The 21,353-nt window shown below is 43.4% G+C and carries 21 protein-coding genes and 1 tRNA gene; 17 read left to right on the top strand and 5 right to left on the bottom strand.

Going from position 1 to position 21,353, the window contains the following annotated elements; translation table 11 throughout:
* Positions 1–51: 51 nt before the first annotated feature.
* The 3 genes from recA (at position 52) to PNC201_RS15355 (ending at position 3,644) form a co-directional block, all read left to right on the top strand.
* Entirely contained in the window at positions 52–1,107 is a 1,056-nt protein-coding gene (gene recA, locus PNC201_RS15365; protein ID WP_095729681.1) for a recombinase RecA, read from the top strand.
* Positions 1,108–1,446: 339 nt separating this feature from the next.
* A complete protein-coding gene (locus tag PNC201_RS15360) occupies positions 1,447–2,763 on the top strand; it encodes an adenylosuccinate synthase (RefSeq protein WP_010378944.1) in 1,317 nt (438 codons plus the stop codon).
* Between the two features lie 242 nt (positions 2,764–3,005).
* Entirely contained in the window at positions 3,006–3,644 is a 639-nt protein-coding gene (locus PNC201_RS15355; RefSeq protein ID WP_010378945.1) for a tetratricopeptide repeat protein, read from the top strand.
* Between the two features lie 338 nt (positions 3,645–3,982).
* On the opposite strand, the gene PNC201_RS15350 is transcribed toward PNC201_RS15355, so the two are convergent.
* Positions 3,983–5,854, bottom strand: coding sequence for a cation:proton antiporter (locus PNC201_RS15350; RefSeq protein ID WP_102057544.1), 1,872 nt, complete (start codon positions 5,852–5,854; stop codon positions 3,983–3,985).
* A 565-nt stretch (positions 5,855–6,419) separates the two neighbouring features.
* On the opposite strand from PNC201_RS15350, the gene proB reads away from it, so the two are divergent.
* Both proB and PNC201_RS15340 read left to right on the top strand, forming a co-directional pair.
* Positions 6,420–7,526 carry a glutamate 5-kinase gene (gene proB / locus PNC201_RS15345; RefSeq protein ID WP_026001031.1) on the top strand — a complete coding sequence of 369 codons (1,107 nt, stop codon included), beginning with the start codon at positions 6,420–6,422 and terminating at the stop codon, positions 7,524–7,526.
* A gap of 3 nt (positions 7,527–7,529) precedes the next feature.
* The gene (locus PNC201_RS15340) at positions 7,530–8,777 is read left to right on the top strand and encodes a glutamate-5-semialdehyde dehydrogenase (RefSeq protein ID WP_102057543.1); all 1,248 of its coding nucleotides are present in this window, start codon (positions 7,530–7,532) and stop codon (positions 8,775–8,777) included.
* Between the two features lie 158 nt (positions 8,778–8,935).
* On the opposite strand, the gene PNC201_RS15335 is transcribed toward PNC201_RS15340, so the two are convergent.
* Positions 8,936–9,011 (bottom strand) — tRNA-Ala (locus PNC201_RS15335).
* Positions 9,012–9,140: 129 nt separating this feature from the next.
* On the opposite strand from PNC201_RS15335, the gene PNC201_RS15330 reads away from it, so the two are divergent.
* The gene (locus PNC201_RS15330; RefSeq protein ID WP_102057542.1) at positions 9,141–9,536 is read left to right on the top strand and encodes a hypothetical protein; all 396 of its coding nucleotides are present in this window, start codon (positions 9,141–9,143) and stop codon (positions 9,534–9,536) included.
* Positions 9,533–10,045 carry a prolyl-tRNA synthetase associated domain-containing protein gene (locus tag PNC201_RS15325; RefSeq protein ID WP_102057541.1) on the top strand — a complete coding sequence of 171 codons (513 nt, stop codon included), beginning with the start codon at positions 9,533–9,535 and terminating at the stop codon, positions 10,043–10,045. The genes PNC201_RS15330 and PNC201_RS15325 overlap by 4 nt, the downstream gene beginning before the upstream one ends.
* On the opposite strand, the gene PNC201_RS15320 is transcribed toward PNC201_RS15325, so the two are convergent.
* Positions 10,004–11,137 (bottom strand): MFS transporter, encoded by a 1,134-nt coding sequence (locus PNC201_RS15320; RefSeq protein ID WP_102057540.1) that lies wholly within the window; start codon positions 11,135–11,137, stop codon positions 10,004–10,006. The two genes, PNC201_RS15325 and PNC201_RS15320, sit on opposite strands and share 42 nt — an antisense overlap.
* Before the next feature lie 188 nt (positions 11,138–11,325).
* Between PNC201_RS15320 and PNC201_RS15315 the strand changes: the two genes are divergently transcribed.
* The 4 genes from PNC201_RS15315 (at position 11,326) to PNC201_RS15300 (ending at position 14,331) form a co-directional block, all read left to right on the top strand.
* Entirely contained in the window at positions 11,326–11,862 is a 537-nt protein-coding gene (locus PNC201_RS15315; protein WP_010378951.1) for a DUF2058 domain-containing protein, read from the top strand.
* Positions 11,863–11,934: 72 nt separating this feature from the next.
* Positions 11,935–12,258, top strand: coding sequence for a c-type cytochrome (locus PNC201_RS15310; protein WP_010607213.1), 324 nt, complete (start codon positions 11,935–11,937; stop codon positions 12,256–12,258).
* Between the two features lie 121 nt (positions 12,259–12,379).
* Entirely contained in the window at positions 12,380–13,147 is a 768-nt protein-coding gene (locus PNC201_RS15305; protein ID WP_102057539.1) for a class II aldolase/adducin family protein, read from the top strand.
* Between the two features lie 8 nt (positions 13,148–13,155).
* Complete coding sequence (locus PNC201_RS15300) at positions 13,156–14,331, top strand: mandelate racemase/muconate lactonizing enzyme family protein (RefSeq protein WP_039493039.1); 1,176 nt, start codon at positions 13,156–13,158, stop codon at positions 14,329–14,331.
* A gap of 81 nt (positions 14,332–14,412) precedes the next feature.
* On the opposite strand, the gene PNC201_RS15295 is transcribed toward PNC201_RS15300, so the two are convergent.
* Positions 14,413–15,960, bottom strand: coding sequence for a hypothetical protein (locus PNC201_RS15295; protein ID WP_102057538.1), 1,548 nt, complete (start codon positions 15,958–15,960; stop codon positions 14,413–14,415).
* 240 nt (positions 15,961–16,200) lie between these two features.
* Entirely contained in the window at positions 16,201–17,004 is an 804-nt protein-coding gene (gene suhB / locus PNC201_RS15290; protein WP_010607217.1) for an inositol-1-monophosphatase, read from the bottom strand.
* Positions 17,005–17,219: 215 nt separating this feature from the next.
* Between suhB and trmJ the strand changes: the two genes are divergently transcribed.
* The 6 genes from trmJ (at position 17,220) to hscB (ending at position 21,331) form a co-directional block, all read left to right on the top strand.
* Positions 17,220–17,948: a tRNA (cytosine(32)/uridine(32)-2'-O)-methyltransferase TrmJ gene (trmJ, locus tag PNC201_RS15285; protein WP_102057537.1), complete on the top strand. Its 729-nt coding sequence runs from the start codon at positions 17,220–17,222 to the stop codon at positions 17,946–17,948.
* A gap of 291 nt (positions 17,949–18,239) precedes the next feature.
* Positions 18,240–18,731 (top strand): Fe-S cluster assembly transcriptional regulator IscR, encoded by a 492-nt coding sequence (iscR, locus tag PNC201_RS15280; RefSeq protein ID WP_010378960.1) that lies wholly within the window; start codon positions 18,240–18,242, stop codon positions 18,729–18,731.
* A gap of 23 nt (positions 18,732–18,754) precedes the next feature.
* On the top strand, positions 18,755–19,969 hold the full coding sequence (locus PNC201_RS15275; RefSeq protein WP_010378962.1) for an IscS subfamily cysteine desulfurase: 1,215 nt from the start codon (positions 18,755–18,757) through the stop codon (positions 19,967–19,969).
* A gap of 60 nt (positions 19,970–20,029) precedes the next feature.
* Entirely contained in the window at positions 20,030–20,413 is a 384-nt protein-coding gene (gene iscU / locus PNC201_RS15270) for a Fe-S cluster assembly scaffold IscU (RefSeq protein WP_010607219.1), read from the top strand.
* Between the two features lie 9 nt (positions 20,414–20,422).
* Positions 20,423–20,746 (top strand): iron-sulfur cluster assembly protein IscA, encoded by a 324-nt coding sequence (gene iscA, locus PNC201_RS15265; protein ID WP_010378967.1) that lies wholly within the window; start codon positions 20,423–20,425, stop codon positions 20,744–20,746.
* A 60-nt stretch (positions 20,747–20,806) separates the two neighbouring features.
* Positions 20,807–21,331, top strand: coding sequence for a co-chaperone HscB (hscB, locus tag PNC201_RS15260; RefSeq protein WP_102057536.1), 525 nt, complete (start codon positions 20,807–20,809; stop codon positions 21,329–21,331).
* Positions 21,332–21,353 lie beyond the last annotated feature (22 nt).

Here is a 21,353-nt window from a genome sequence, read left to right as displayed (position 1 = left end):
TGTAATTTCATACAGTATACTAGGTGTCATTACGCTGAATTGGAGAAGCAAATGAACGATAACAAGCAAAAGGCATTAGACGCAGCACTATCACAAATTGAGCGTCAGTTTGGTAAAGGCTCAATCATGAAACTGGGTGAGAACAAGGCGCTAGATATTGAAGCCATCTCAACGGGTTCATTAGGTCTGGATATTGCACTTGGTATCGGCGGCTTACCAACTGGTCGTATTGTTGAAATCTATGGTCCAGAATCATCAGGTAAAACAACGCTAACATTGCAAGCGATTGCAGAAGCGCAAAAAATGGGAAAAACATGTGCGTTCGTTGATGCTGAACACGCACTCGATCCAATCTATGCCGAAAAGCTAGGCGTTAATGTTGATGAGTTATTAGTATCACAGCCTGACACCGGTGAACAAGCGCTTGAAATTTGTGACATGCTAGTTCGTTCTGGTGCGGTTGATTTGGTTGTTATTGACTCGGTAGCAGCACTTACCCCTAAAGCTGAAATCGAAGGCGATATGGGTGACTCACACGTTGGTTTGCAGGCTCGACTCATGTCACAAGCATTGCGTAAGCTTACAGCTAATATCAAACGCTCGAACACATTATGTATTTTCATCAACCAAATTCGTATGAAGATTGGTGTGATGTTTGGCAACCCTGAAACCACAACTGGTGGTAACGCACTTAAATTCTATGCATCTGTACGTCTTGATATTCGTCGTATCGGTTCAGTGAAAGAAGGTGATGAGGTTGTTGGTAACGAAACTCGTGTTAAGGTTGTGAAAAACAAAGTAGCACCACCATTTAAGCAAGCTGAGTTCATCATCATGTACGGTGAAGGTACGTCGAAACAAGGTGAGTTGATAGACTTAGGTGTGAAACACAAACTGGTTGATAAAGCGGGTGCTTGGTTTAGCTATAACGGCAGTAAAATTGGCCAAGGTAAAGCAAACTCAATTAAGTTCTTAAAAGAAAATGTTGAGATTGCCAATGAAATTGAAGGCAAGTTAAGAGAAATGCTCCTAGCGCAAGCGGTTATTATGCCTGAAGAGGGTGAAGATAAAGGCCTTGCTGAAGTTGAAGATGATTTAGAGCTATAGGCTAACCACTCAAGTTTAACGGCTCGCCAGCAAGCTTGAGCTATATTTTAAAAAGCCCAAAGGTTAACCTTTGGGCTTTTTACATTTTATAAAAGTTTACTTTTGATAACAAAGAGATAGTTATCGATTAATCCGAACAATACAGCTATTTTGATATAAAAATAAAATACGTTGTTTGATTTTCAGCTATTAACCCACCTTTTCAACAAGTTATGTAACTTGCCTTGATGTTTTACATCATCAATCTTATTGAAAGCAGAAAAATTAGGCAAATTGGGGTGATTTCGACTATGGTTTTCTGGTAAAATCTGCGCCTAATTTTTTCTAAGTGAATTTGCAATGGGTAAAAACGTCGTTGTATTAGGCACCCAATGGGGTGACGAAGGTAAAGGTAAAGTAGTTGACCTACTTACAGATAAGGCTTCTTTAGTTGTTCGCTACCAAGGCGGACACAATGCTGGCCATACACTAGTAATTAACGGTGAGAAAACGGTACTACACTTGATCCCATCAGGTGTACTACGCGAAGACGTTAAATGTGTAATTGGTAATGGTGTAGTACTTGCACCGGATGCACTAATGAAAGAAATCCACATGCTTGAAGCGCGTGGCGTTCCTGTACGTGAGCGTCTATTGATCAGCGAAGCATGTCCTTTGATCTTGCCTTACCACGTTGCACTAGACCAAGCGCGTGAACTAGCGCGTGGTGAAAAAGCCATTGGTACAACTGGCCGTGGTATTGGTCCTGCGTACGAAGATAAGGTTGCACGTCGTGGTTTACGTGTTGGCGATCTTTTCAACCCAGAGCAATTTGCTGCGAAGCTTAAAGAAGTACTAGAGTTCCACAACTTCGCCTTGGTTAACTACTACAAAGTAGATCCAGTAGACTTTCAGAAAACATACGATGATGCAATGGAAGTAGCAAAAGTACTTAAGTCAATGATTGTTGACGTTACTGAACTACTTGATCAAGCGCGTAATGCTGGCGACCATATTCTATTTGAAGGTGCGCAAGGTACATTACTTGATATTGACCACGGTACTTACCCGTACGTAACCTCATCAAACACGACGGCTGGTGGTGTTGCGACTGGTGCAGGTTTTGGTCCGCTACACTTAGATTACGTTTTAGGTATTGTTAAAGCTTACACAACTCGTGTTGGTTCAGGTCCTTTCCCTACAGAGCTTTACGATGGTCAAGACAAGCAAGACCCAGTTGGCAGACACTTAGGCGAGAAAGGCAACGAGTTTGGCGCAACAACTGGTCGTTTACGTCGTACCGGTTGGTTTGATGCAGTGGCAATGCGCCGTGCAGTTCAAATCAACAGCATCAGTGGTTTCTGCTTAACTAAACTAGACGTACTTGATGGTTTAGAAAAAGTGAAAATCTGTACTGGTTACCAATTAGAAGACGGCACTGTGACTAATGTGACTCCTCTTGCTGCTGAAGGCTATGAGAAAGTGACTCCAGTATATGAAGAAATGCCTGGTTGGAGCGAAAACACCTTTGGTGCAACTTCTGTTGAGCAGCTTCCAGAAGCCGCTATCAACTATATCAAGCGCCTAGAAGAAATCACTGGCGTGCCAATTGATATCATCTCAACAGGCCCTGACCGCGTTGAGACAATGATTGTTCGCAACCCTTTTGCTGAATAATCTTGCTGTCGATTGATAAAGAAAAAAGCTGCTACGGCAGCTTTTTTTGTGTCTATTACCCTACAAGTTTTTGTCTTCCTGCCGATAAGTAAGTGAATTTTTGCTCATATGATAAAATTAGACTTCGCTTTGGCGTAAATAATGCTTAATCAAATTTGAGTGTCGATGTTGCTGCAGAGCAAGTAATTTGCCTTTGCAGCCTGCTATAGTTAAACAATCAGCTTTACTTTGATGGGTCTTCGATGAATTACTTACTTCGTTATTTTGCAGCTTCAGCATTGAGTGTTTCCTTAAGTCTCAGTATACAGAGCAAAGTATCTGCCGAAGAGGCTATCGAAGCTGTGCCTTTGTATACACAGCAAGAGCTACTAGCGCTCATTGAAAAAAATCAACACCTTGCTCGGGTTAAAGCGGATGAGTGCCAGCTGGTTAAAGATATTGAAGCGCGTGCTGAGATCATGGCGCTGCCTTCGTATCAGTTTCTTTATGGTGACATGTTAGCTTATGCCGTGTGTGTAGACAGAGATGTTGAGCTCGGCCTTTATTATATGAAAAGGGCAGCAGAGCAGGGCCTTGCCGCGGCGCTTGAACAATTAGGTCGCTACTATGATGTTGGCCAGTTAGTGCAAGAAGATAAAGCGATGGCGGTAACCTATCTGAGAGAGGCAGCAGCACTTGGCAACTTAAACGCTCAATTAAGACTCGTAGATGTGTTTAATCAAGGCCACGGTAGCCCAAGAGATTATGAAGACGCCTATCGATGGCTGTTCCATTCCGCAGTTGCAGATAAAAAGCTACATAAGCGGATTCAGGTAGCACTAGGTCAACTGGCAAACAAAATGCCTGATAGCGTGGTCAAGCGTGCGAGATTGCCTATATAACCTGAACTCGGGATAACAACTTGTTCTCTAGCAGCTGCTATCCCTTACTACTGCGTTAAATTTGCTTGCAATAGGCCAGCTATTGGCGCACAAATTTGCCTTGTATTAAGAAATAACTTCTGGCTAGAGTGACACTACGCTTTTGATTTTAGTGGATTAACTTACTTCTTATCCCGAGTTCAGGTTGTATTACCTGAGGCTCAGGTTAACTCCGTTGGATCAATAGATATTACTTCAGCAGGTTTTGAGTGCAAAGTAAAAGCGGCGTAAGTGACGCCGCTTTGCTTGTTTCTAAATAAAGCTCGTAAAGTTAGCTTATTTCTTATCCAAATCTCAGGTTAAGTAATTTGCTGGCTGCTAAGCTTTGCACCAATTTGGCTTTCTTTATTCACATTTGGATCTTTAAGCACCGTTAACTTAGGCGGTTGCAACGCCAATATGCGGTCGCCTTCTTCTGGAAGCTTTTTCATGTCAGAGGTAAATGGGCGGATCAAGATGGGTTCCTCATCTTTGTTCTGCTCTGTGAGTACAAACAGCGGGATTGCTTCACTGTTAACCTCTTTATACTGTTCCCATTTAAATTCTTCTGAGATCCGCGTTACGCTCACTTTGCCGCCCTTTGCCATCATGCTACTTAGCTTGGCGTAATTACCTTCGTCGCCAAACAAGATTTGGCGAGAAAGGAAAGTGGCGCTATCTTTGTTCGACTTGGCGTGGTTAGTGGATGATTTGAGCGAATAAACACATTGATCACCAAGTAAATGAGAAAAGTATTGTACACCCAAAGCGTTGTGATGACGGTTAGGTGAAAGCGCTAGCACTGACTTTAAGCTGGTCAACGGGAGGTAACGCTCTGCATGTTCCGACTGTGGGTTACCATAGTAACAAGGCAATCCGTCCATTCTCGCCATCTTGCAGTTTTCCCATGCGGGATCGGAGAGATAAACATCAATATTTTGGTCTTTTAAGCCTTTAGCTACTGCTCTAGCTACATGGTTTGCTCCAATGATAAGTAAGGTATTGGGCTTTGGTTGACGCACTCCTAAAAGACGTGCGAAAGGCGTTGCCGTTAGGCTTTGTAGTACCACGGTGACAATGATGACGGTGAAGATAAGCGGCACCATTTTATCCGCATCTGCTATCTGTGATTTGGTCATACTCAACGCAAAAACTGAGCCTACCGCTGCAGCAACAATACCTCGAGGAGCTATCCAACTTAACAGAATACGAGACTTTATCGGTAAGTCTGTATTGAACGTCGATAAGAATATCGACAGTGGTCGAGCAATAAATAATACTACAGCTAGAAAGATAAAGACGTCAGTGTCTAACAGCATTAAATCTTCTAACTTGAGTCGTGCCGCGAGTAAGATAAATAAGCTCGAAATCAGGATCATTGAGAGATCTTCTTTAAATTCTAACACTGAGTCTATTTCCAAGTCATCTTGGTTAGCGAGCCAAATACCAAAGATAGTCACGGCTAGTAAACCCGACTCATGGCTCAGATGATTCGATAGCGTAAAGCTAAACAACACTAGCGCTAAAATGGCGAACTTGTGAAGCTCGAAAGGAAGCCACTCTTTTCTTATTAGGTAAGTGGTAAGGTAACCTGATGCGACGCCAATACTTATCCCCACACCAAGTGTTGATACGAGCGCCCACAGGGTATGACTGAAGATACCTTCGCCACCAACTAAAGAGACGGCTTCAAATACGAGTACCGCAAAGAGTGCACCAATTGGGTCTATGACTATACCTTCCCAACGTAAAATACGGTCTATGTCTTTGTCTGGGCGCATGGCGTTCAGCATCGGGGCAATAACTGTTGGACCAGTCACGACAAGTACTGCGCCCAAAACAGCGGCAACTTGCCAGTTAAGCTCCAGCACAAAAATTGCGGTCGTTGCTATCACCGCAAAGGTTGCCAACATCCCGATAGAACAAAGATTCCGTACAACCTTACCAATTCCTTTGAGTTCTTTAAAATGCAGGGTTAGTGAACCTTCAAAGAGGATTACAGCAACGGAAAGTGAGACGACGGGAAAGAGTAAATCCCCGAGTAAGGCATCTGGGTCCAGCGTGCCACTAAATGGCCCCAAAGCAAGACCTATAAGAAGTAAAAACAAAATTGCTGGAACCTTAAAGGCCCAAGCAAGCCATTGTGCTATTACAGAACATACTGCAATACCTGCAATGTAGATTGCTGACATAGATTCTCCCCGGTTGGATTATCCCAACATTTTTATCAGTATAGCTAGCATCCAGTTATAACACAGCGCGAATGAGGGTAAAGTGAATAAATTACTGAAAATAAGGTATTATAAAATTGATTTATGGTGGTCATAAATAATTAACATGGGATAGGGTTGCAATCTTACCCTTGCTTACGTTAAGGTAATAAACGTTCAAGGCGTGGAGTAAATCGCGCCGTCATTCACAATCTACTCATTACGCAATTATTCATTGCGGTATAGCCTTTCCGGCCGCACCAAACCATGGTGGCCCTGTTGGAAACGGCTCGACATCAAAGGTTAAGTACTTGATGTCACAATCAATCTTCTATTAGTGAAATGTCAGCCAGTTAACGATTGTTGCTGTGTCTGGGTTTAGCATGTGTGGCGACATGATGGGACTAAGGTCTTCGCCGCCGCACGTCTGTTTGTTTTATCTATTTGCCGACTTTTTGGTCGATGCATTGCGCTTTCTGTTGTCTTCTAATAGGAGATATTTGGAGTACCAACTCGTGAGTGGGTGGTTAATTTAATGCAGGAATTTATGTCGATGAAACAGTCAAAACGTATAGTAATCAAGATCGGGAGTGCGTTGATCGCGCCAGAGCAAGATGGGTGTCGATCCCGCTATTTACTCAGCATCGCGCAATTCATCGTGCGTTGTCGAGCCCGAGGTATCGAGGTGATCCTCGTCTCTTCAGGTTCAGTCGCAGCAGGGTCGCACTTATTTCCTAATTCAGAGCAGCCGAGCATTGCGGTGAAAAAAGCGATGGCGGCAGCTGGCCAAACTGAGATGATGGCTACGTGGGACCGTTTCTTTGACTTCCCGTCGGCGCAGATATTGCTGACTCACGGCGACCTGCGTGACAGGGAAAGATATACCAGTATTCGTGAAACAATATTCACTTTACTCGATCATGGAATACTGCCTATTATCAATGAAAATGACACCGTGACCACAGACGATCTGAAGGTGGGTGATAACGATAATTTGTCTGCAATGGTAGCGGGGGCTGCAGATGCAGATGGGCTAATTATTTGCTCCGATGTCAGTGGTTTATATAACAAAAATCCTAATTTACATGCTGATGCAGAGCTGATCTCTGAGGTGACAGAGATCACTGAAGAAATCTACGATATGGCAGGTTGTCCAACGAGTAAGGTTGGTACCGGTGGTATGAAGACCAAAATTGAAGCTGCTGAAAAGGCGACGTCTCACGGTATAGATACCTATATTGTTAACGGCTTCGAAGAAACAACCTTTGAATTATTGTTGGCGGGAAAAAATCCAGGCACGGTATTTACAGCCTATGATAAACCGATGCAAGAAGCGGTGCATTGGATGACTCACACGGCATCAGAGCAAGGTGAGCTGGTCGTTGATAGCGATTATGGCTCAGGCGAAAATCAAGTGGTGGGTCAGTTAAGTGGCGATGAAATCACTGAAGTAAAAGGTGAGTTTTCTGTTGGAGATACCGTGCTCGTGAGGAGCAAAGATGGTAAGCGCTTAGCCAAAGCAACCACCAATTACAGTAGCTGCCTATTAAACTTTTTAACTGAACATGAAGAGAATCCGATCAGCGAAAGAATTCAAGATAGTATCGGACCCGTTATTTCAGAACAAGATATTGCATTATTGGAGAAGTCATAAGACATGAGTTTAATCACAGATATTTCATCACAGGCTGCAAAAGCAGCGAAACAGTTAGCATTATTATCTACAGAGCAAAAAAATGCGGTGTTAGCAGATATGGCAAAAGGGATCCGTGATAATAGCGATGCCATTATTAAAGCCAATGAAGCTGACTTGGCTGCTGCTCGTGATAACCAGCTTAGCGACGCCATGATAGATAGATTAACGCTTAACCAAGCGCGGATTGAAAGTATGGCTGAAGGTATCGAGACTATCATTCAACTGGACGATCCAGTGGGTGCACGTAGAGACATGGGTGTAAGACCAAATGGCATTAAAATCAGTAAAATGCGAGTGCCACTTGGTGTTGTCTGCATGATTTATGAGGCGCGCCCCAATGTCACCGCTGACGCCGGTGCACTATGTTTTAAATCAGGTAATGGTGTTATTTTGCGTGGTGGTAAAGAAGCGTTATCAAGTTCTTTAGAGATCGCAAAAGCGATGCATCAGGCGCTCGAAAAACATAATCTACCTGCCGCATTGGTTTCTGTTATTCCGGATCCAGACCGCGCGTTGCTAATGGAGCTGATGCAGCAAAAAGAATATATCGACCTTATCATCCCACGTGGCGGTGAGGGTCTAATCAATTTCGTTACTGAGAATAGTACGGTGCCAGTGATCCAGCATTTTAAGGGCGTGTGTCACTTGTATATAGATAAAGCGGCCGATCTCGATAAAGCAATGGCGCTTCTGTTAAACGGTAAAACGCAGCGTACTGGTGTATGTAATGCACTTGAAGGGTTAATCGTTCATCAAGATATCGCTCCGACTTTTTTACCGAAAGCTGCTGCAGCACTAGCAGAAAGGGGTGTGAAAATTAATGCGTGTAAGCAAACCGTAGCTTATTTTGATAATGCAGTTGAATTGAGTGATGACGAGTTTGGCGAAGAATACTTGAGCCTTGAAATAGCGGTTCGTCAGGTTGCTGATTTTAATGCAGCGCTTGCACATATTGATCGCTTTGGTAGTCACCATACCGAAGTTATCTGTACGGAAGACAAAGCAGCTGCTGATTTGTTCCAACGCGGTGTAGATGCTTCCGTCGTGATGGTTAACGCCTCTTCACGCTTTAGTGATGGTTCAGCGTTAGGTTTAGGTGCCGAGATTGGTATTGCTACCACCAAATTGCACGCTTACGGACCAATGGGCTTAGAGTCGCTAACAACCGAAAAGTTTTTAGTAAATGGTGAAGGCCAAATCAGAGAGTAATGAACAGATGCTGCTTGAGTAGATAGAAAAATCATACTCAGTGGTATACACAGAATGACATAAGTAACTGCAAAGCTCGGGTCGAAAGACTTGGGCTTTTTTCTTTTCGATTTAGGGGGGGAGTTTTGTAAGAAGTAAGAAGTAAGAAGAGCGGAAAGTGGTGGAGCTAAGCAGGATCGAACTGCTGACCTCCTGCGTGCAAGGCAGGCGCTCTCCCAGCTGAGCTATAGCCCCACATTCCGTCAGTGGACGAAGCGAAATTTAATCATTTTTTATATTCCCGTCAACCCCAGACAAAAAATTTCGCTATTTTTTTATAGTCTTTGTTACACTGAACTGAAAATAAAACGAATTAAGCGAATTATGGTTCTGCGTCATATCTTTTCTATTCTCATTATTGGGCTGCTAGCGAGTTGTGCATCACAGTCTGATGAGCCTGAACTTATTATCGAAAAACAATCTCTTCATAAGCGTCTTTCGCCAACTGGTGATAAAGAATTTGCTTTCATTGTAACGGTACAAGCAACACCTCGAATGGAGCTGGATTCAAGTAAGCCAATATCAAGAAGAGAGTTAAAACGTTTTGCCGAGTTTGAACGTATTGAAGATTCCCCCTCTCTAAAACTCAAGTTAGAAGAGCAAGCCGTCGCCTTATTAAAACCGGCTTTGATTGAGGCGGACTACTGTAACGCAGGTCATAAAATTACCGATGTATACTGGCGGCAGCGTAGCGTTCAGTTACGAGGTAAGTGTTTGTGATCAGAAACAATCCAAGTGCACTTGCAGAGCGGCTCGCTCAGCTAGATATCAACTATTTCAATTATGAGCATCCACCGTTACATACTTGTCTAGATGCTGACAACTTGGAGTTAGAGAGAAAAGGGACGCGACTGAAAAATCTCTTCCTCCGAGATAACTATGGAAAGCGACACTTTCTTTTTATTATTCCTGCAGATAAGCAAGTCGACCTAAAAGCGCTGTCTAAATCTCAAGGGGTGTCACGTTTAGGTTTTGCATCGACGGACAGACTAGCGAAGTATTTAGGAGTGGAACAAGGCTGTGTATCAGCACTCACACTGCATAACGACTGTGAGCAACAAGTCGAATTATGGCTTGATAGTGAACTGCAATCTGCGCACTTATGGCAGTGCCACCCCCTAGTGAATACTAAAACTTGGGTGTTAACGCTCGAAGATTTAAAGCGCTTTTGGCAAGTCACTGGGCACTCACCTCACTGGGTTGACTGTGTTTCTCAAACTCAGAGCTAAGCCGACTGTACAGACGGTAAAAAGCGACGCACAAAACCAAGTGATACCAGCTTGCTCATAAATCAAACCCGGAAGATAAGATCCCAGCACGCCTCCGGAATAATAAAATGAAACATAAGCGCCATTGGTGACGGTTGCAGGTGCCTGACTAATACTGTTTGCTAAAGGCGCTGCGGTTGAATGGATCACAAACATACAGGCGCAGAATAGCGTAAATAAGACCACAAAAAAGAACACAGACGCCACGGGTAATAGCGCAATGGTTGTAGCATAGATGAAGAACATCACAGCTAAAAATCGCCAGGTAGAATGAAATTTACTTTGTAGCCAAGGTGTAACGATAGACCCTAAAGCACCAACTAAATAGCCTGTATAGACCCAGCCCACTTTACTTGGATCAGTTAAATTAAAGTCGTACTTGAGTATAAAAGGTAAAAAGTTGAGTAGCCCCGCGAAGCAGAAAAACATACAAAATACAGAGCTGTATAATCTCACTAGGCGCGATTGCTTGAGTGGTGCCAGGTAGTCTCTGATCCTTGTCGCGTGAATTATTGGTGGTTTGTTCTTGCTGGCTCGAATGCTAAATGCCAGCACAATCAATAACAATGCGTTTAGGTAATAGAAACTTTGCCACTCAAACCAGACAGTAAAGTTGGCCGCAAGTGTACGGCCAAAATAACCTCCGGCTATGGTACTTCCGATGTACAAGCTCATGTTTCTTTTCAACTGTGAGCCACTAAACTGTTGGCCGATATAACCCGTCATCGCAGTGAGTGCAGCAGGTAATAATAACCCTTGAATTAACCGAGTAAACAAGAGCCCTGAAAACGAAGTCATTGAAGCAAATGCTAAACTGCTGAGTGCCAAGAGCAGCATGGTCCATTTTAAAATGCGCAGCGGATTGGACTTTGCCAGCAATAACCCGTAGCAGATTGGCGCGATAGCCAGAGGTAGCATAGTTGCTGACATCAGCATGCCCGCATCTGACGCCGATACATTAAATTGCTCTGCAAACTCGGCCAGCAGCGGCTGCGGCGCGTAAAGCACAAAAAAAATGGTCACAGAGCAAAGCAATAGATGAATGACGGGCATTAAGCAATAAGGCTTTTAATTTCGATGAGTTAGCTTAAATTAAAGCAAACTAGATGACAATTTTTTGCGCTAAATCACGATGCGCAACAATAATTTTGGTAGTTTTACATTAGATTGACCGATTCCTCTCTGGTCAATCTAAATTGCTGAGTTAAAATAGTGAAAAGTCTATTTTACGGAGTTGCATGATGGGTTCACTGCAAGATCAGTTGCTAAAAGCAGGTCTAACAACTGAGCACAAAGCGAAAGTTGCAAAAACACAAAAGCGTAAACAGCAGAAGAAAAAGAAAAAAGGCGCAACGAGCGACCAAACAGACCTTCAAAAACATATTGAGCAGACAAAGCTTGAGCAGCAAAAGCGTGCCGAAGAGCTAAATAAAGCGAAGCAAGAAACGCTAAAAGATAAAGAGCAAATTGCTCGCGTGAAGCAGATCTTAGAACACCATAACCAAGATGAGATCCGCGGTAATGTGACCTTTAACTTCACATATCAAAATAAGGTGAAGGAGTTAGAAGTTAATTCCGAAACACAAAAAGCGCTATCAAAGGGGCGTTTAGCGATTTGTGTATTAGAAGAGCAGTTCTACGTGCTACAAGATGAACCTGCTAGAAAGATTGCAGAGGTAGACGAGAAGTATATCGTTTTCCATGTTGAGGACAATCAGCAAGGTGATGAGGATGATCCTTACGCTGACTTTGAAGTCCCAGATGATTTGATGTGGTAGTGATTAGGCTTTAGGTCAAACTTTAGTCTACACTGACTTACAACGTTAACCGTCAATAAAAAGAGTAATGATATGAGCAAGATGAAAAAACTACTAGTAGGGACTACGGTGGCAATTTGCGCACTAGGTTCAGCAAGTTCAATGGCTGCAGATGGTAAAGCATTGTATACAGCAAAGATGTGCCAAACCTGTCATGGTGCAGAAGGTAAAGCACCGATCATGCCTCTGTATCCGAAGGTAAATGGTCAAAGCAAAGAGTATTTAGCGGCGCAAATGAAAGATATCAAATCAGGTAAACGTAATAACGGTATGACAGCAGCAATGAAAGCGATGGTTGCTAATGTCACTGACGCTGAAATCGATGCGATTGCAGAGTATCTATCTAAAGTTGAATAACACCAAAGTTAGATATCAAAGATGATAAAAAACCACCGTTCGCGGTGGTTTTTAGTTGAAGATATAATTAAGCTAATTTAGACTTCTATACATCCAAATGTGGAGTCAATAAGGGATCCCCATGTTCGAATTACCTCAGTTAAATTTAAAAGACAAAGTAAGCGCAGAAGAATGGCAGCTGCGTGTTGACCTTGCCGCTTGCTATCGACTGGTTGAGCACTTTCGTTGGGGAGATCTAATTTATACGCATATGTCGGCGCGTTTGCCGGGTACGGATCATTATTTAGTAAACGCCTTTGGCCTGACCTTTGATGAAGTCACCGCTTCTAATTTGGTGAAGGTCGATCTTGAAGGGAATATTCTTGATGATACGCCATTTGAGATTAATCCGGCGGGCTTTACTATTCACAGTGCGATCCATGAGGTGCGAGAAGATGCGCATTGCGTTATCCACCTCCATACCAAAGAGACGATCGCAGTCGCAAGTGTAGAATGTGGTTTATTGCCTTTGAGTCAGCATAGTATGTTCTCCTTACCATCACTGTCGTATCACGGCTATGAAGGCTTAGCAGTGAATATGGATGAAAAAAAGCGCTTGCAAGATGACTTAGGTACAACCAATCATATGCTGCTGGTGAACCATGGTGGTTTAACTGTTGGACCAACGGTAGGCGATGCCTTTATGCGTTTTTATGACTTACAGCGTGCATGCGAGATTCAAGTTGCGATTCAAGCAACGGGACAACAAGCCGTACCTGTACCACAACCCATTATTGATAACATATATAACCAAGCGAATGTCGTGCATAGCGGTAGCACCGGTGGTCAATTAGCATGGCCCGCAATGCTTCGTAAAGCTTACCGCCTAGACCCAAGCTTTGCTCAATAGGAGTCAACATGAAAGTTAATCGTGTCGAAGTTTTCGATATTCATTGTCCAGATAGACCTGCTTGGACACCCGTTTTTGTTCGTATTCACACCGATGAAGGCATTTCAGGGGTTGGTGAAGCTGGGCTTGCATACGACCTCGGCCACAGCGCTGCGGCCAGTATGATCAAAGAAATGGCTGAAGCTTTTTTAATTGGTCATGACCCTTTTCAAACCGAGCTGCTTTGGTCGCGTATGCTGAGAGAAAGCTTTTGGGGTTTAGGTGGCGGACCTGTGGTATATGCGGCGATGTCAGCAATAGATACCGCGCTTTGGGATATTAAAGGTAAAGCCTTAAACCTACCTGTTTATCAGTTGCTTGGTGGTAAAGTGAACCCTGAGCTTCGCACCTATGCCTCACAATTACAGTTTGATTGGGATAGCGAGTTTAAAGCACTAGTTCAACCACACGAATATGCTGAAGCGGCTCACAAAGCCATTGCAGAAGGGTACGATGCGGTTAAAGTTGACCCAATTCAGTACGATAAAGATGGCAACACCTATTACGATAGAACTAAGCTTATCTCGCGCGCGGAAATGAAATTATACCGTGCAAGAATGAAAGCAATACGTGAAGCGGTAGGTGATGAAGTCGACATTATTTTTGAATGCCACAGCTTACCAGGCGCGACATCAGCCATTCAAATTGCAGACATCGCTGAAGAATTTGATTGTATGTATTATGAAGAGCCTGTGAATTATCTTAACCACTCTTTACATGCAAAGGTAGCCAACAAGACCTCTGTGCCAATCGCTGGTGGGGAACGTTTATATAATCGCTGGGGTGTTCGCCCTTATTTTGAAGATCAAAGTATTGATGTACTGCAGCCAGATATTGGCCTATGTGGTGGCTTTACGGAAACTAAGAAGGTATGTGATTACGCCGATATCTTTGATATCCGTATTCAGGCGCATGTCTGTGGCGGCCCGGTAGCAACCGCAGCTTCATTACACTTGGAAACCGCGATCCCAAATTTCCTGATCCATGAGCACCATACTTACGCAATCAAAAAGTGGAACAGAGAGCTATGCTTGCAAGATCCACAGCCTAAGAACGGTATCTTTAGAGTGTCAGAAGAGCCGGGGCTTGGTATTGAGCTAAACGATGAAATCGTGATGCGCTCAGCCCGTGTGGAAATTAAGTAGGTCTGAACGCTCCTAAACCAGTGAAGCCGCTATCTTGGCTATAGCGGCTTCATTGTATTTCTAGTTAGCTAATCGGATGCTTTAATCACGCAAGGTATTTACCAAGTTATCTAATTCCAAATTAACATAGTTCAGTTTGCTGACAGGCAATAAGTTGTCAAGTACGCTAGCATTTCCTTCCAACATTTCTCCGTCAAAGCTCACTGTTTTAGAAATAGGGAGCTGATAAGTCAGTAATAAAGTTCCATTATCACCTGCTGGGTGCTCGCCTTCACCAGTGATAACATTAATTATCTTCCCTGTTTGAGTGATAAATAAGTAACCAGTTAATCTGGCATAGGCGCCGTCGGTAGCCGGCAATTGTCCAAAGGTTTTCGCATTTGCATACTGGCGTGTTCGCCAAATAAAATCATCACAAGAGCTAACGCATCCAGCATTGACTACGAGTTTTAAGGATTCGTACTTTATAGATGTAGAAGACGAGTCAATCATGCGAATGTCGCACTGGGCAGAGCCGCGGCAAAAGTCAGGCCGAGGAGGCAGAAAGTCGTCACGACTGGTGATGTCAGCGACAATATTTTGATACCAACGTTCGGCTTTTTTACTTTGGTAAAACGCGCTATCCCGTATCTCTTTATTTGCCAAAAGCGGTGTATTTCGATACTGGACCAAATTGTCTCTGAATCCATTTCGGGTCAAAGCGGCGATCCAAGGCGTATTTTCTGAACCACCTTTATTATTCTGGATATCTACGATTAGGGGCTTAGCCGGCGAGCGATGTGTAATTTGCTTTATTTCGTTGATATCGAAGCACATACCTGGTTCTTTAGCTTCGTCACAATAGATATCATTGCTGTGAGAACCCCATTTACCAAAGTAGAATATTTTAAGCACAAAGGTACCGTTGCTTTCATATAGGCATGACTGACTGCCATCGTAGAGCAAATTTAAGCCAAGCGGTAAATACATTTCTGAACATTTAGAAGAAGCTTGTTGCTTGTTTTTTTGTTGCCCCAGTTTTACAAAAACATCTGAACTGTTATCTGTGTAACTAACGACGAGTTTATCTAGGCCACCAGAGAAGAAGTAGCCCGATTTCATGTAGCTGGAGAACAGCCGCAGGCAACCTGATTTGTGTACGTCATTACAATAAAAGTTGAAAAACTCTTCAAACAAATCTTCTATGCTACGCTCGTTTATAAGTCTGATTGACTTTTGGTTTTTGGTAGAGAAAAAGCTAATTTGAGGCCATGTATAGCCTATTTCGAGCTTCGGCCACTTAGGGAAGTTCGTGACTTGTTGGCGTGCCTTTTCATCAACTATCAAATAGGAGTGACGATTTAAAATTCCATAGTGTAGGTTGTCTAGGGCACGGTATAGGGTATCCCAATTATTTGAGTTTACGATACGTTTACTTGCTATGGCTTTGTAGGTTTTCCAGTCTACACGTCTGGTTTTATTGCGCAGTGCTATTGTTATAGCATCGATGCTTTCTATTCCAGAAAATAGCTGTGTGGCAATCTCTGCTCGTTGTTTTTTATCAGGAAAGGGTAGCGCATTATTAATTGTTGGTTGCGAAAGTGCGATTGGGGTGAATACCGTAAATACAAAAATAATGAGTTTTACCATCACTTTTCCTTGCTTAAATGGTGAAGCTCTAGCATATGGTGCTTATGTACTGCTGGCAACAGCATTTAGCGATTCGGATATAAGAAGAAAAGAGCCATTTTTGTGGTAGTGACAGGCTGGCTCGTCGTAAGTTTTACGAAAGGAGGTGGAAACAAAAAGAGCCACCATAATGAAATAGTAGCTCTTTCTTTATTTACTAGCCTAAGGTAATACTTGGCTCTTTTGTCTAAGCCAGAGTTATTATTTTAGCAATGACTCAGTTAATACTGGACGAATTTCTTTTACAATCGCTTGGCAAAGCTTAGGCGCGCCACAGATGATGTTGCCGCTACGGTTAAAGTTAGCACCGCCTGCAAAATCAGTGACCATACCGCCTGCTTCTTTTACCAACAGCTCACCGGCTGCTGTATCCCAAGGCTTAAGGCCAATTTCAAAGAAGCCATCCATACGACCTGCAGCAACATATGCCATGTCTAAAGCTGCAGAGCCCGCACGGCGGATATCAGCTGTATGAATGAATAATGCTTTGAACGCTTCTAGGTAGGCATCCATGTGGTGCTTTTGCTTGAAAGGGAAACCTGTTGCAAGCACAGTACCTTGTAATTCAATAGACTTAGATACACGAATACGTTTGTTGTTTAGCTGTGCGCCTTGGCCACGAGAAGCAGTAAATAATTCGTCGCGGATTGGATCGTATACAACAGCTTGCTCTACGCGACCTTTAACTCTTAGCGCGATAGAAACAGCATAATGAGGGATACCTTTAACGAAGTTAGTTGTACCGTCTAGAGGATCGATAACCCAAAGGTAGTCTGCATCTTTGCCTTCGTGATGACCAAATTCTTCACCAACAATAGCGTGATCAGGGTAAGATTTTAAAATTGTGTCACGAACGATTGATTCCGCATCTTTATCGATGTTAGTTACTAAATCATTTGTGCCTTTTTGAGTAGCTTCAACGCGCGATAAATCTTCACTTGCACGTAGGATAATCTTACCTGCGTTACGCGCAGCGCGTACCGCAATGTTCAACATTGGATGCATAGCATTACCTTTAGGTTGTAAAAGAACAGGATCATTTTGAGCCGGCGTATTCTAGCGGTTTTTTCTCTAAAGTAAATAACCAATTGTGAATTTCTCTGGTTGTTTTTTGTACTTCGTTGCTACATAAAGATTTTTAATTTCTGGTTGTGGAGCTTGGAAAAACGCAAATTAGATATGCTACACTGCGCCATTATTTTTGTTTGAGACTCGTGTAAATGGCTTTAGAAGATATTCGAATTGTATTAGTGAACACCTCACACTCTGGCAATATTGGCTCTGTTGCGAGAGCGATGAAGACGATGGGGTTATCTAAGCTTTACTTAGTTGACCTTGCATGTGAAGTGGACAGCCATGCAAGTGCATTGGCGGCTGGCGCAACCGACGTGTTGGGTGCAGCGACTAAAGTCGATACACTTCAAGAGGCGATTGCTGATTGCGCTTTAACTATTGGCACGAGTGCGCGCTCACGCACTTTGTCGTGGCCAATGGTAGACCCGCGTGAGTGTGCACAAAAATTGGTTGCTGAATCGGTGAATGGCCCAGTTGCATTGGTATTTGGTCGAGAAAACAGTGGCTTGTCGAACGAAGAGCTGCAGTTGTGCAACTATCACGTATGTATTCCGGCTAATCCTGAGTATAGCTCGCTTAATCTTGCGATGGCAGTGCAAACGTTGGCCTACGAAACGCGTATGACATACTTAGACACGCAACAAAAGCAGCCAGAAGAAGTGGATGAAACGATTTACCCATCATCAAAGCAGATGGAGTTATTCTACGAGCATCTTGAAAATACCCTGAATGACACCGGCTTTATCATCAAACAGCATCCGGGCATGGTAATGACTAAGCTAAAGCGTTTGTTCAACCGTGCTAGACCGGAAGATCAAGAACTTAATATTCTACGTGGGATCCTAAGTTCGATAGATAAATCTACTAACAAGTAAACCAAACACGATAACAGTATTGGCCAATTCAGCGCGCCAATACTGTTATATTTCTACTGTCTAAATATCAACCATTCCTTTTGTGAAATCTTGCATAAATCTTCATCACTAATACTTGACTAAAATACTCAGGTAATTACAATATCCATAATACCTGATTAAATTACTCAGGTATTTCGGGTAGGCATACGAGGGTTGCAGATTTAAAGCCGTTATTATGCTTGGTTAATACTTGACTATCTTAGTCAAGTAATTAAAATTTGCAGCTTGGTAAATTAGCGGGGGTTATGCATGAAACTGACATCAAAAGGCAGATACGCCGTGACAGCAATGTTAGATGTTGCGTTACACGCAAGTATTGGCCCTGTTCCACTAGCCGATATCTCTGAACGACAAGAGATTTCGCTATCTTACCTTGAACAATTATTTGCCCGTCTACGTAAACATGGCTTAGTTAGCTCTGTACGTGGTCCAGGCGGCGGCTACTTATTAGGCCGTGATGCACACACAATTTCCGTTGGTGATGTGATCAATGCTGTTGACGAGTCCGTTGACGCAACACGTTGTCACGGCGAAGGCGGCGGCTGCCAAAGCGGTATGCGCTGTCTAACTCATTCATTGTGGTCTGATTTAAGTGTGCGAATTGAAGAATTTTTAAACAGTATTTCCCTAGCCGAGTTAGTCGCCGACGCGGATGTTCAATCCGTAGCAACGCGGCAAGATAAGCACGTTAAACGTGTTATCGAGCAATTAGACAATATTCAAGTGAGCTGTCAACTCTAGGTTGACGTCAAGCGGAGAGATAAATGAAATTACCGATATATCTAGATTATGCAGCAACCGCTCCGGTTGATCAGCGTGTTGCAGACGAGATGATGCAGTGCCTGACAATGGATGGTAACTTTGGTAATCCAGCTTCTCGTTCACACCGTTTCGGTTGGCAAGCAGAAGAACTGGTTGATCAGGCGCGTAATGATATCGCTGATTTAATCAACGCTGATCCGCGTGAAATCGTTTTCACATCTGGTGCAACTGAGTCAAACAACCTTGCAATCAAAGGTGCTGCGCAGTTCTATAAAAAGAAAGGTAAACACATCATCACCGTTCGTACAGAGCACAAAGCAGTACTAGACACCTGCCGTGAGCTTGAGCGTCAAGGCTTTGAAGTGACGTATATGGATGTTGAAGACAACGGCTTACTTGACTTGAAAAAGCTTGAAGCAACCATGCGTGAAGACACTGTTTTAGTGAGCGTAATGCACGTTAATAACGAGCTAGGTGTTATTCAAGATATCGCGACTATCGGTGAGATGTGTCGTGAGCGCAAGATCATGTTCCATGTTGATGCGGCGCAAAGTGCTGGCAAGGTACTAATCGACCTACAAACATTGAAAGTAGACTTTATGTCATTTTCGGGCCACAAAGTTTATGGCCCGAAGGGTATCGGTGCGTTGTACGTACGCCGTAAGCCACGTGCGCGTTTAGAAGCACAAATGCACGGTGGTGGTCATGAGCGCGGTATGCGTTCTGGTACTCTTGCTACTCATCAAATCGTGGGTATGGGCACAGCATTTAGAATTGCTAAGCAAGACTTTGAAAAAGACCATGCACACATCAGTGCGCTTCGTCAGCGTCTATTGGACGGCCTAATGGATATGGACGAAGTTTATTTTAATGGTGCTATCGACCAATCAGTACCTGGCATTGTAAACATCAGCTTCAACTTTGTTGAAGGTGAAAGTCTACTAATGGCAGTTAAAGACATTGCGGTTTCTTCAGGTTCTGCATGTACATCGGCGAGCTTAGAGCCATCTTATGTACTGCGTGCTCTAGGTCGTAATGACGAATTAGCACACAGCTCAATCCGTTTCAGTATTGGTCGTTTTACGACAGAAGAAGAGATCGATTACACCGTCAATCTTCTTAAGAATTCTATTGGTCGCTTACGTGAGATGTCACCGCTTTGGGAAATGCACCAAGATGGCATCGACTTAGATAGCGTTGAATGGGCACACCATTAAGCAAGTTTTAGCCGCTGGCTGGATACTATCCAGCCGCAAGCAGGTAGTGAGGAAATAGTTATGGCTTACAGTGATAAAGTTATCGACCACGTTGAGAATCCACGTAACGTAGGTTCTTTAGACAAGAACGATCCAAGCGTAGCAACGGGCATGGTGGGGGCACCTGCATGTGGCGACGTAATGAAACTACAAATTAAAGTGTCAAAAGAAGGCATCATCGAAGATGCGAAATTCAAGACATATGGTTGTGGTAGCGCGATTGCATCATCATCCCTTGTGACTGAGTGGGTGAAAGGTAAATCGTTAGAAGAAGCTTCCACTATCAAAAACACTGATATCAGCGCTGAGCTTGAGTTGCCACCAGTGAAAATCCACTGCTCAATTTTGGCAGAAGATGCGATTCAAGCTGCGATTGCAGATTATAAGAGTAAACAAGCGAAGTAAGAGACTATTATGGCAGTGACGTTAACAGATGCAGCCGCTAATCGCGTATTAGCCTTTTTGAGTAACCGTGGAAAAGGCATAGGGCTGCGCGTTGGTATTAAAACCACGGGCTGTTCAGGTCTTGCTTATGTTCTCGAATTTGTCGACGATTTAGATGAAGGCGATGAAGTATTTGAAGACAAAGATGTCAAAATCATCGTTGATGCAAAAAGTTTAGTTTATATCGACGGCACAGAGCTTGATTACACAAAAGAAGGTCTGAATGAAGGGTTTAAATTCAATAACCCAAATCAGAAAGACGAATGTGGCTGTGGCGAAAGCTTCACCGTATAGTTTGCAACAGTGAATAGCTTAAAGCCCTGCCTTGGTGGGGCTTTGCTGTATTAGGTGCGTATGCGTTATTTTGAATTATTTGATTTACCTGTTGATTATCACGTTGATTTAAACAAACTAAATCAAGGTTATTTAGAGCTACAGCGTGCAGTTCACCCAGATAGATTTGCTGGTAAAAGTGAGCGTGAGAAGTTGCTCGCGGTACAGAAAACCGCAGAGATCAATGACGCGCTAGCGGTACTTAAACACCCAGTTAAACGCGCCGAGTATATGCTAAGCGAAAAGGGTGTAGACATACGTGCAGAGCAACAAACGTTGCAAGATCCGATGTTTTTAATGCAACAGATGGAGCTGCGCGAAGCATTAGAAGAATTACCTGATGCGGCGGATCCTGACGGCGCGATTGCAGAGTTCGAAACACAGATTAAAGCGTTAGATACAGAGTTTAGCGCCTCCCTTGCCGAGCAGCTTCAAAGCGATGACGTGAGCACATTAGAAGCCGCAGCAGACAATATTCGTAAGCTAAAGTTTGTCTACAAGTTACGCGACGAATTAGCACGTATCGAAGATGAATTATTCGATTGATGATGTATAACATCAACAAACG

The organism is Pseudoalteromonas sp. NC201 (genome assembly GCF_002850255.1).
In the GTDB taxonomy this organism is placed as follows: Bacteria; Pseudomonadota; Gammaproteobacteria; order Enterobacterales; family Alteromonadaceae; genus Pseudoalteromonas.
The sequence above is the reverse complement of the archived record's forward strand: the minus strand, read 5'-3'. Positions and strand labels throughout refer to the sequence as shown.

Excerpts from the sequence above, each read along its gene's own strand:
- recA (WP_095729681.1), top strand. The coding sequence starts at position 52 with ATGAACGATAACAAGCAAAAGGCATTAGACGCAGCACTATCACAAATT.
- PNC201_RS15360 (WP_010378944.1), top strand. The coding sequence starts at position 1,447 with ATGGGTAAAAACGTCGTTGTATTAGGCACCCAATGGGGTGACGAAGGT.
- PNC201_RS15355 (WP_010378945.1), top strand. The coding sequence starts at position 3,006 with ATGAATTACTTACTTCGTTATTTTGCAGCTTCAGCATTGAGTGTTTCC.
- PNC201_RS15350 (WP_102057544.1), bottom strand. The coding sequence starts at position 5,854 with ATGTCAGCAATCTACATTGCAGGTATTGCAGTATGTTCTGTAATAGCA.
- proB (WP_026001031.1), top strand. The coding sequence starts at position 6,420 with ATGTCGATGAAACAGTCAAAACGTATAGTAATCAAGATCGGGAGTGCG.
- PNC201_RS15340 (WP_102057543.1), top strand. The coding sequence starts at position 7,530 with ATGAGTTTAATCACAGATATTTCATCACAGGCTGCAAAAGCAGCGAAA.
- PNC201_RS15330 (WP_102057542.1), top strand. The coding sequence starts at position 9,141 with ATGGTTCTGCGTCATATCTTTTCTATTCTCATTATTGGGCTGCTAGCG.
- PNC201_RS15320 (WP_102057540.1), bottom strand. The coding sequence starts at position 11,137 with ATGCCCGTCATTCATCTATTGCTTTGCTCTGTGACCATTTTTTTTGTG.
- PNC201_RS15315 (WP_010378951.1), top strand. The coding sequence starts at position 11,326 with ATGGGTTCACTGCAAGATCAGTTGCTAAAAGCAGGTCTAACAACTGAG.
- PNC201_RS15310 (WP_010607213.1), top strand. The coding sequence starts at position 11,935 with ATGAGCAAGATGAAAAAACTACTAGTAGGGACTACGGTGGCAATTTGC.
- PNC201_RS15305 (WP_102057539.1), top strand. The coding sequence starts at position 12,380 with ATGTTCGAATTACCTCAGTTAAATTTAAAAGACAAAGTAAGCGCAGAA.
- PNC201_RS15300 (WP_039493039.1), top strand. The coding sequence starts at position 13,156 with ATGAAAGTTAATCGTGTCGAAGTTTTCGATATTCATTGTCCAGATAGA.
- PNC201_RS15295 (WP_102057538.1), bottom strand. The coding sequence starts at position 15,960 with ATGGTAAAACTCATTATTTTTGTATTTACGGTATTCACCCCAATCGCA.
- suhB (WP_010607217.1), bottom strand. The coding sequence starts at position 17,004 with ATGCATCCAATGTTGAACATTGCGGTACGCGCTGCGCGTAACGCAGGT.
- trmJ (WP_102057537.1), top strand. The coding sequence starts at position 17,220 with ATGGCTTTAGAAGATATTCGAATTGTATTAGTGAACACCTCACACTCT.
- iscR (WP_010378960.1), top strand. The coding sequence starts at position 18,240 with ATGAAACTGACATCAAAAGGCAGATACGCCGTGACAGCAATGTTAGAT.
- PNC201_RS15275 (WP_010378962.1), top strand. The coding sequence starts at position 18,755 with ATGAAATTACCGATATATCTAGATTATGCAGCAACCGCTCCGGTTGAT.
- iscU (WP_010607219.1), top strand. The coding sequence starts at position 20,030 with ATGGCTTACAGTGATAAAGTTATCGACCACGTTGAGAATCCACGTAAC.
- iscA (WP_010378967.1), top strand. The coding sequence starts at position 20,423 with ATGGCAGTGACGTTAACAGATGCAGCCGCTAATCGCGTATTAGCCTTT.
- hscB (WP_102057536.1), top strand. The coding sequence starts at position 20,807 with ATGCGTTATTTTGAATTATTTGATTTACCTGTTGATTATCACGTTGAT.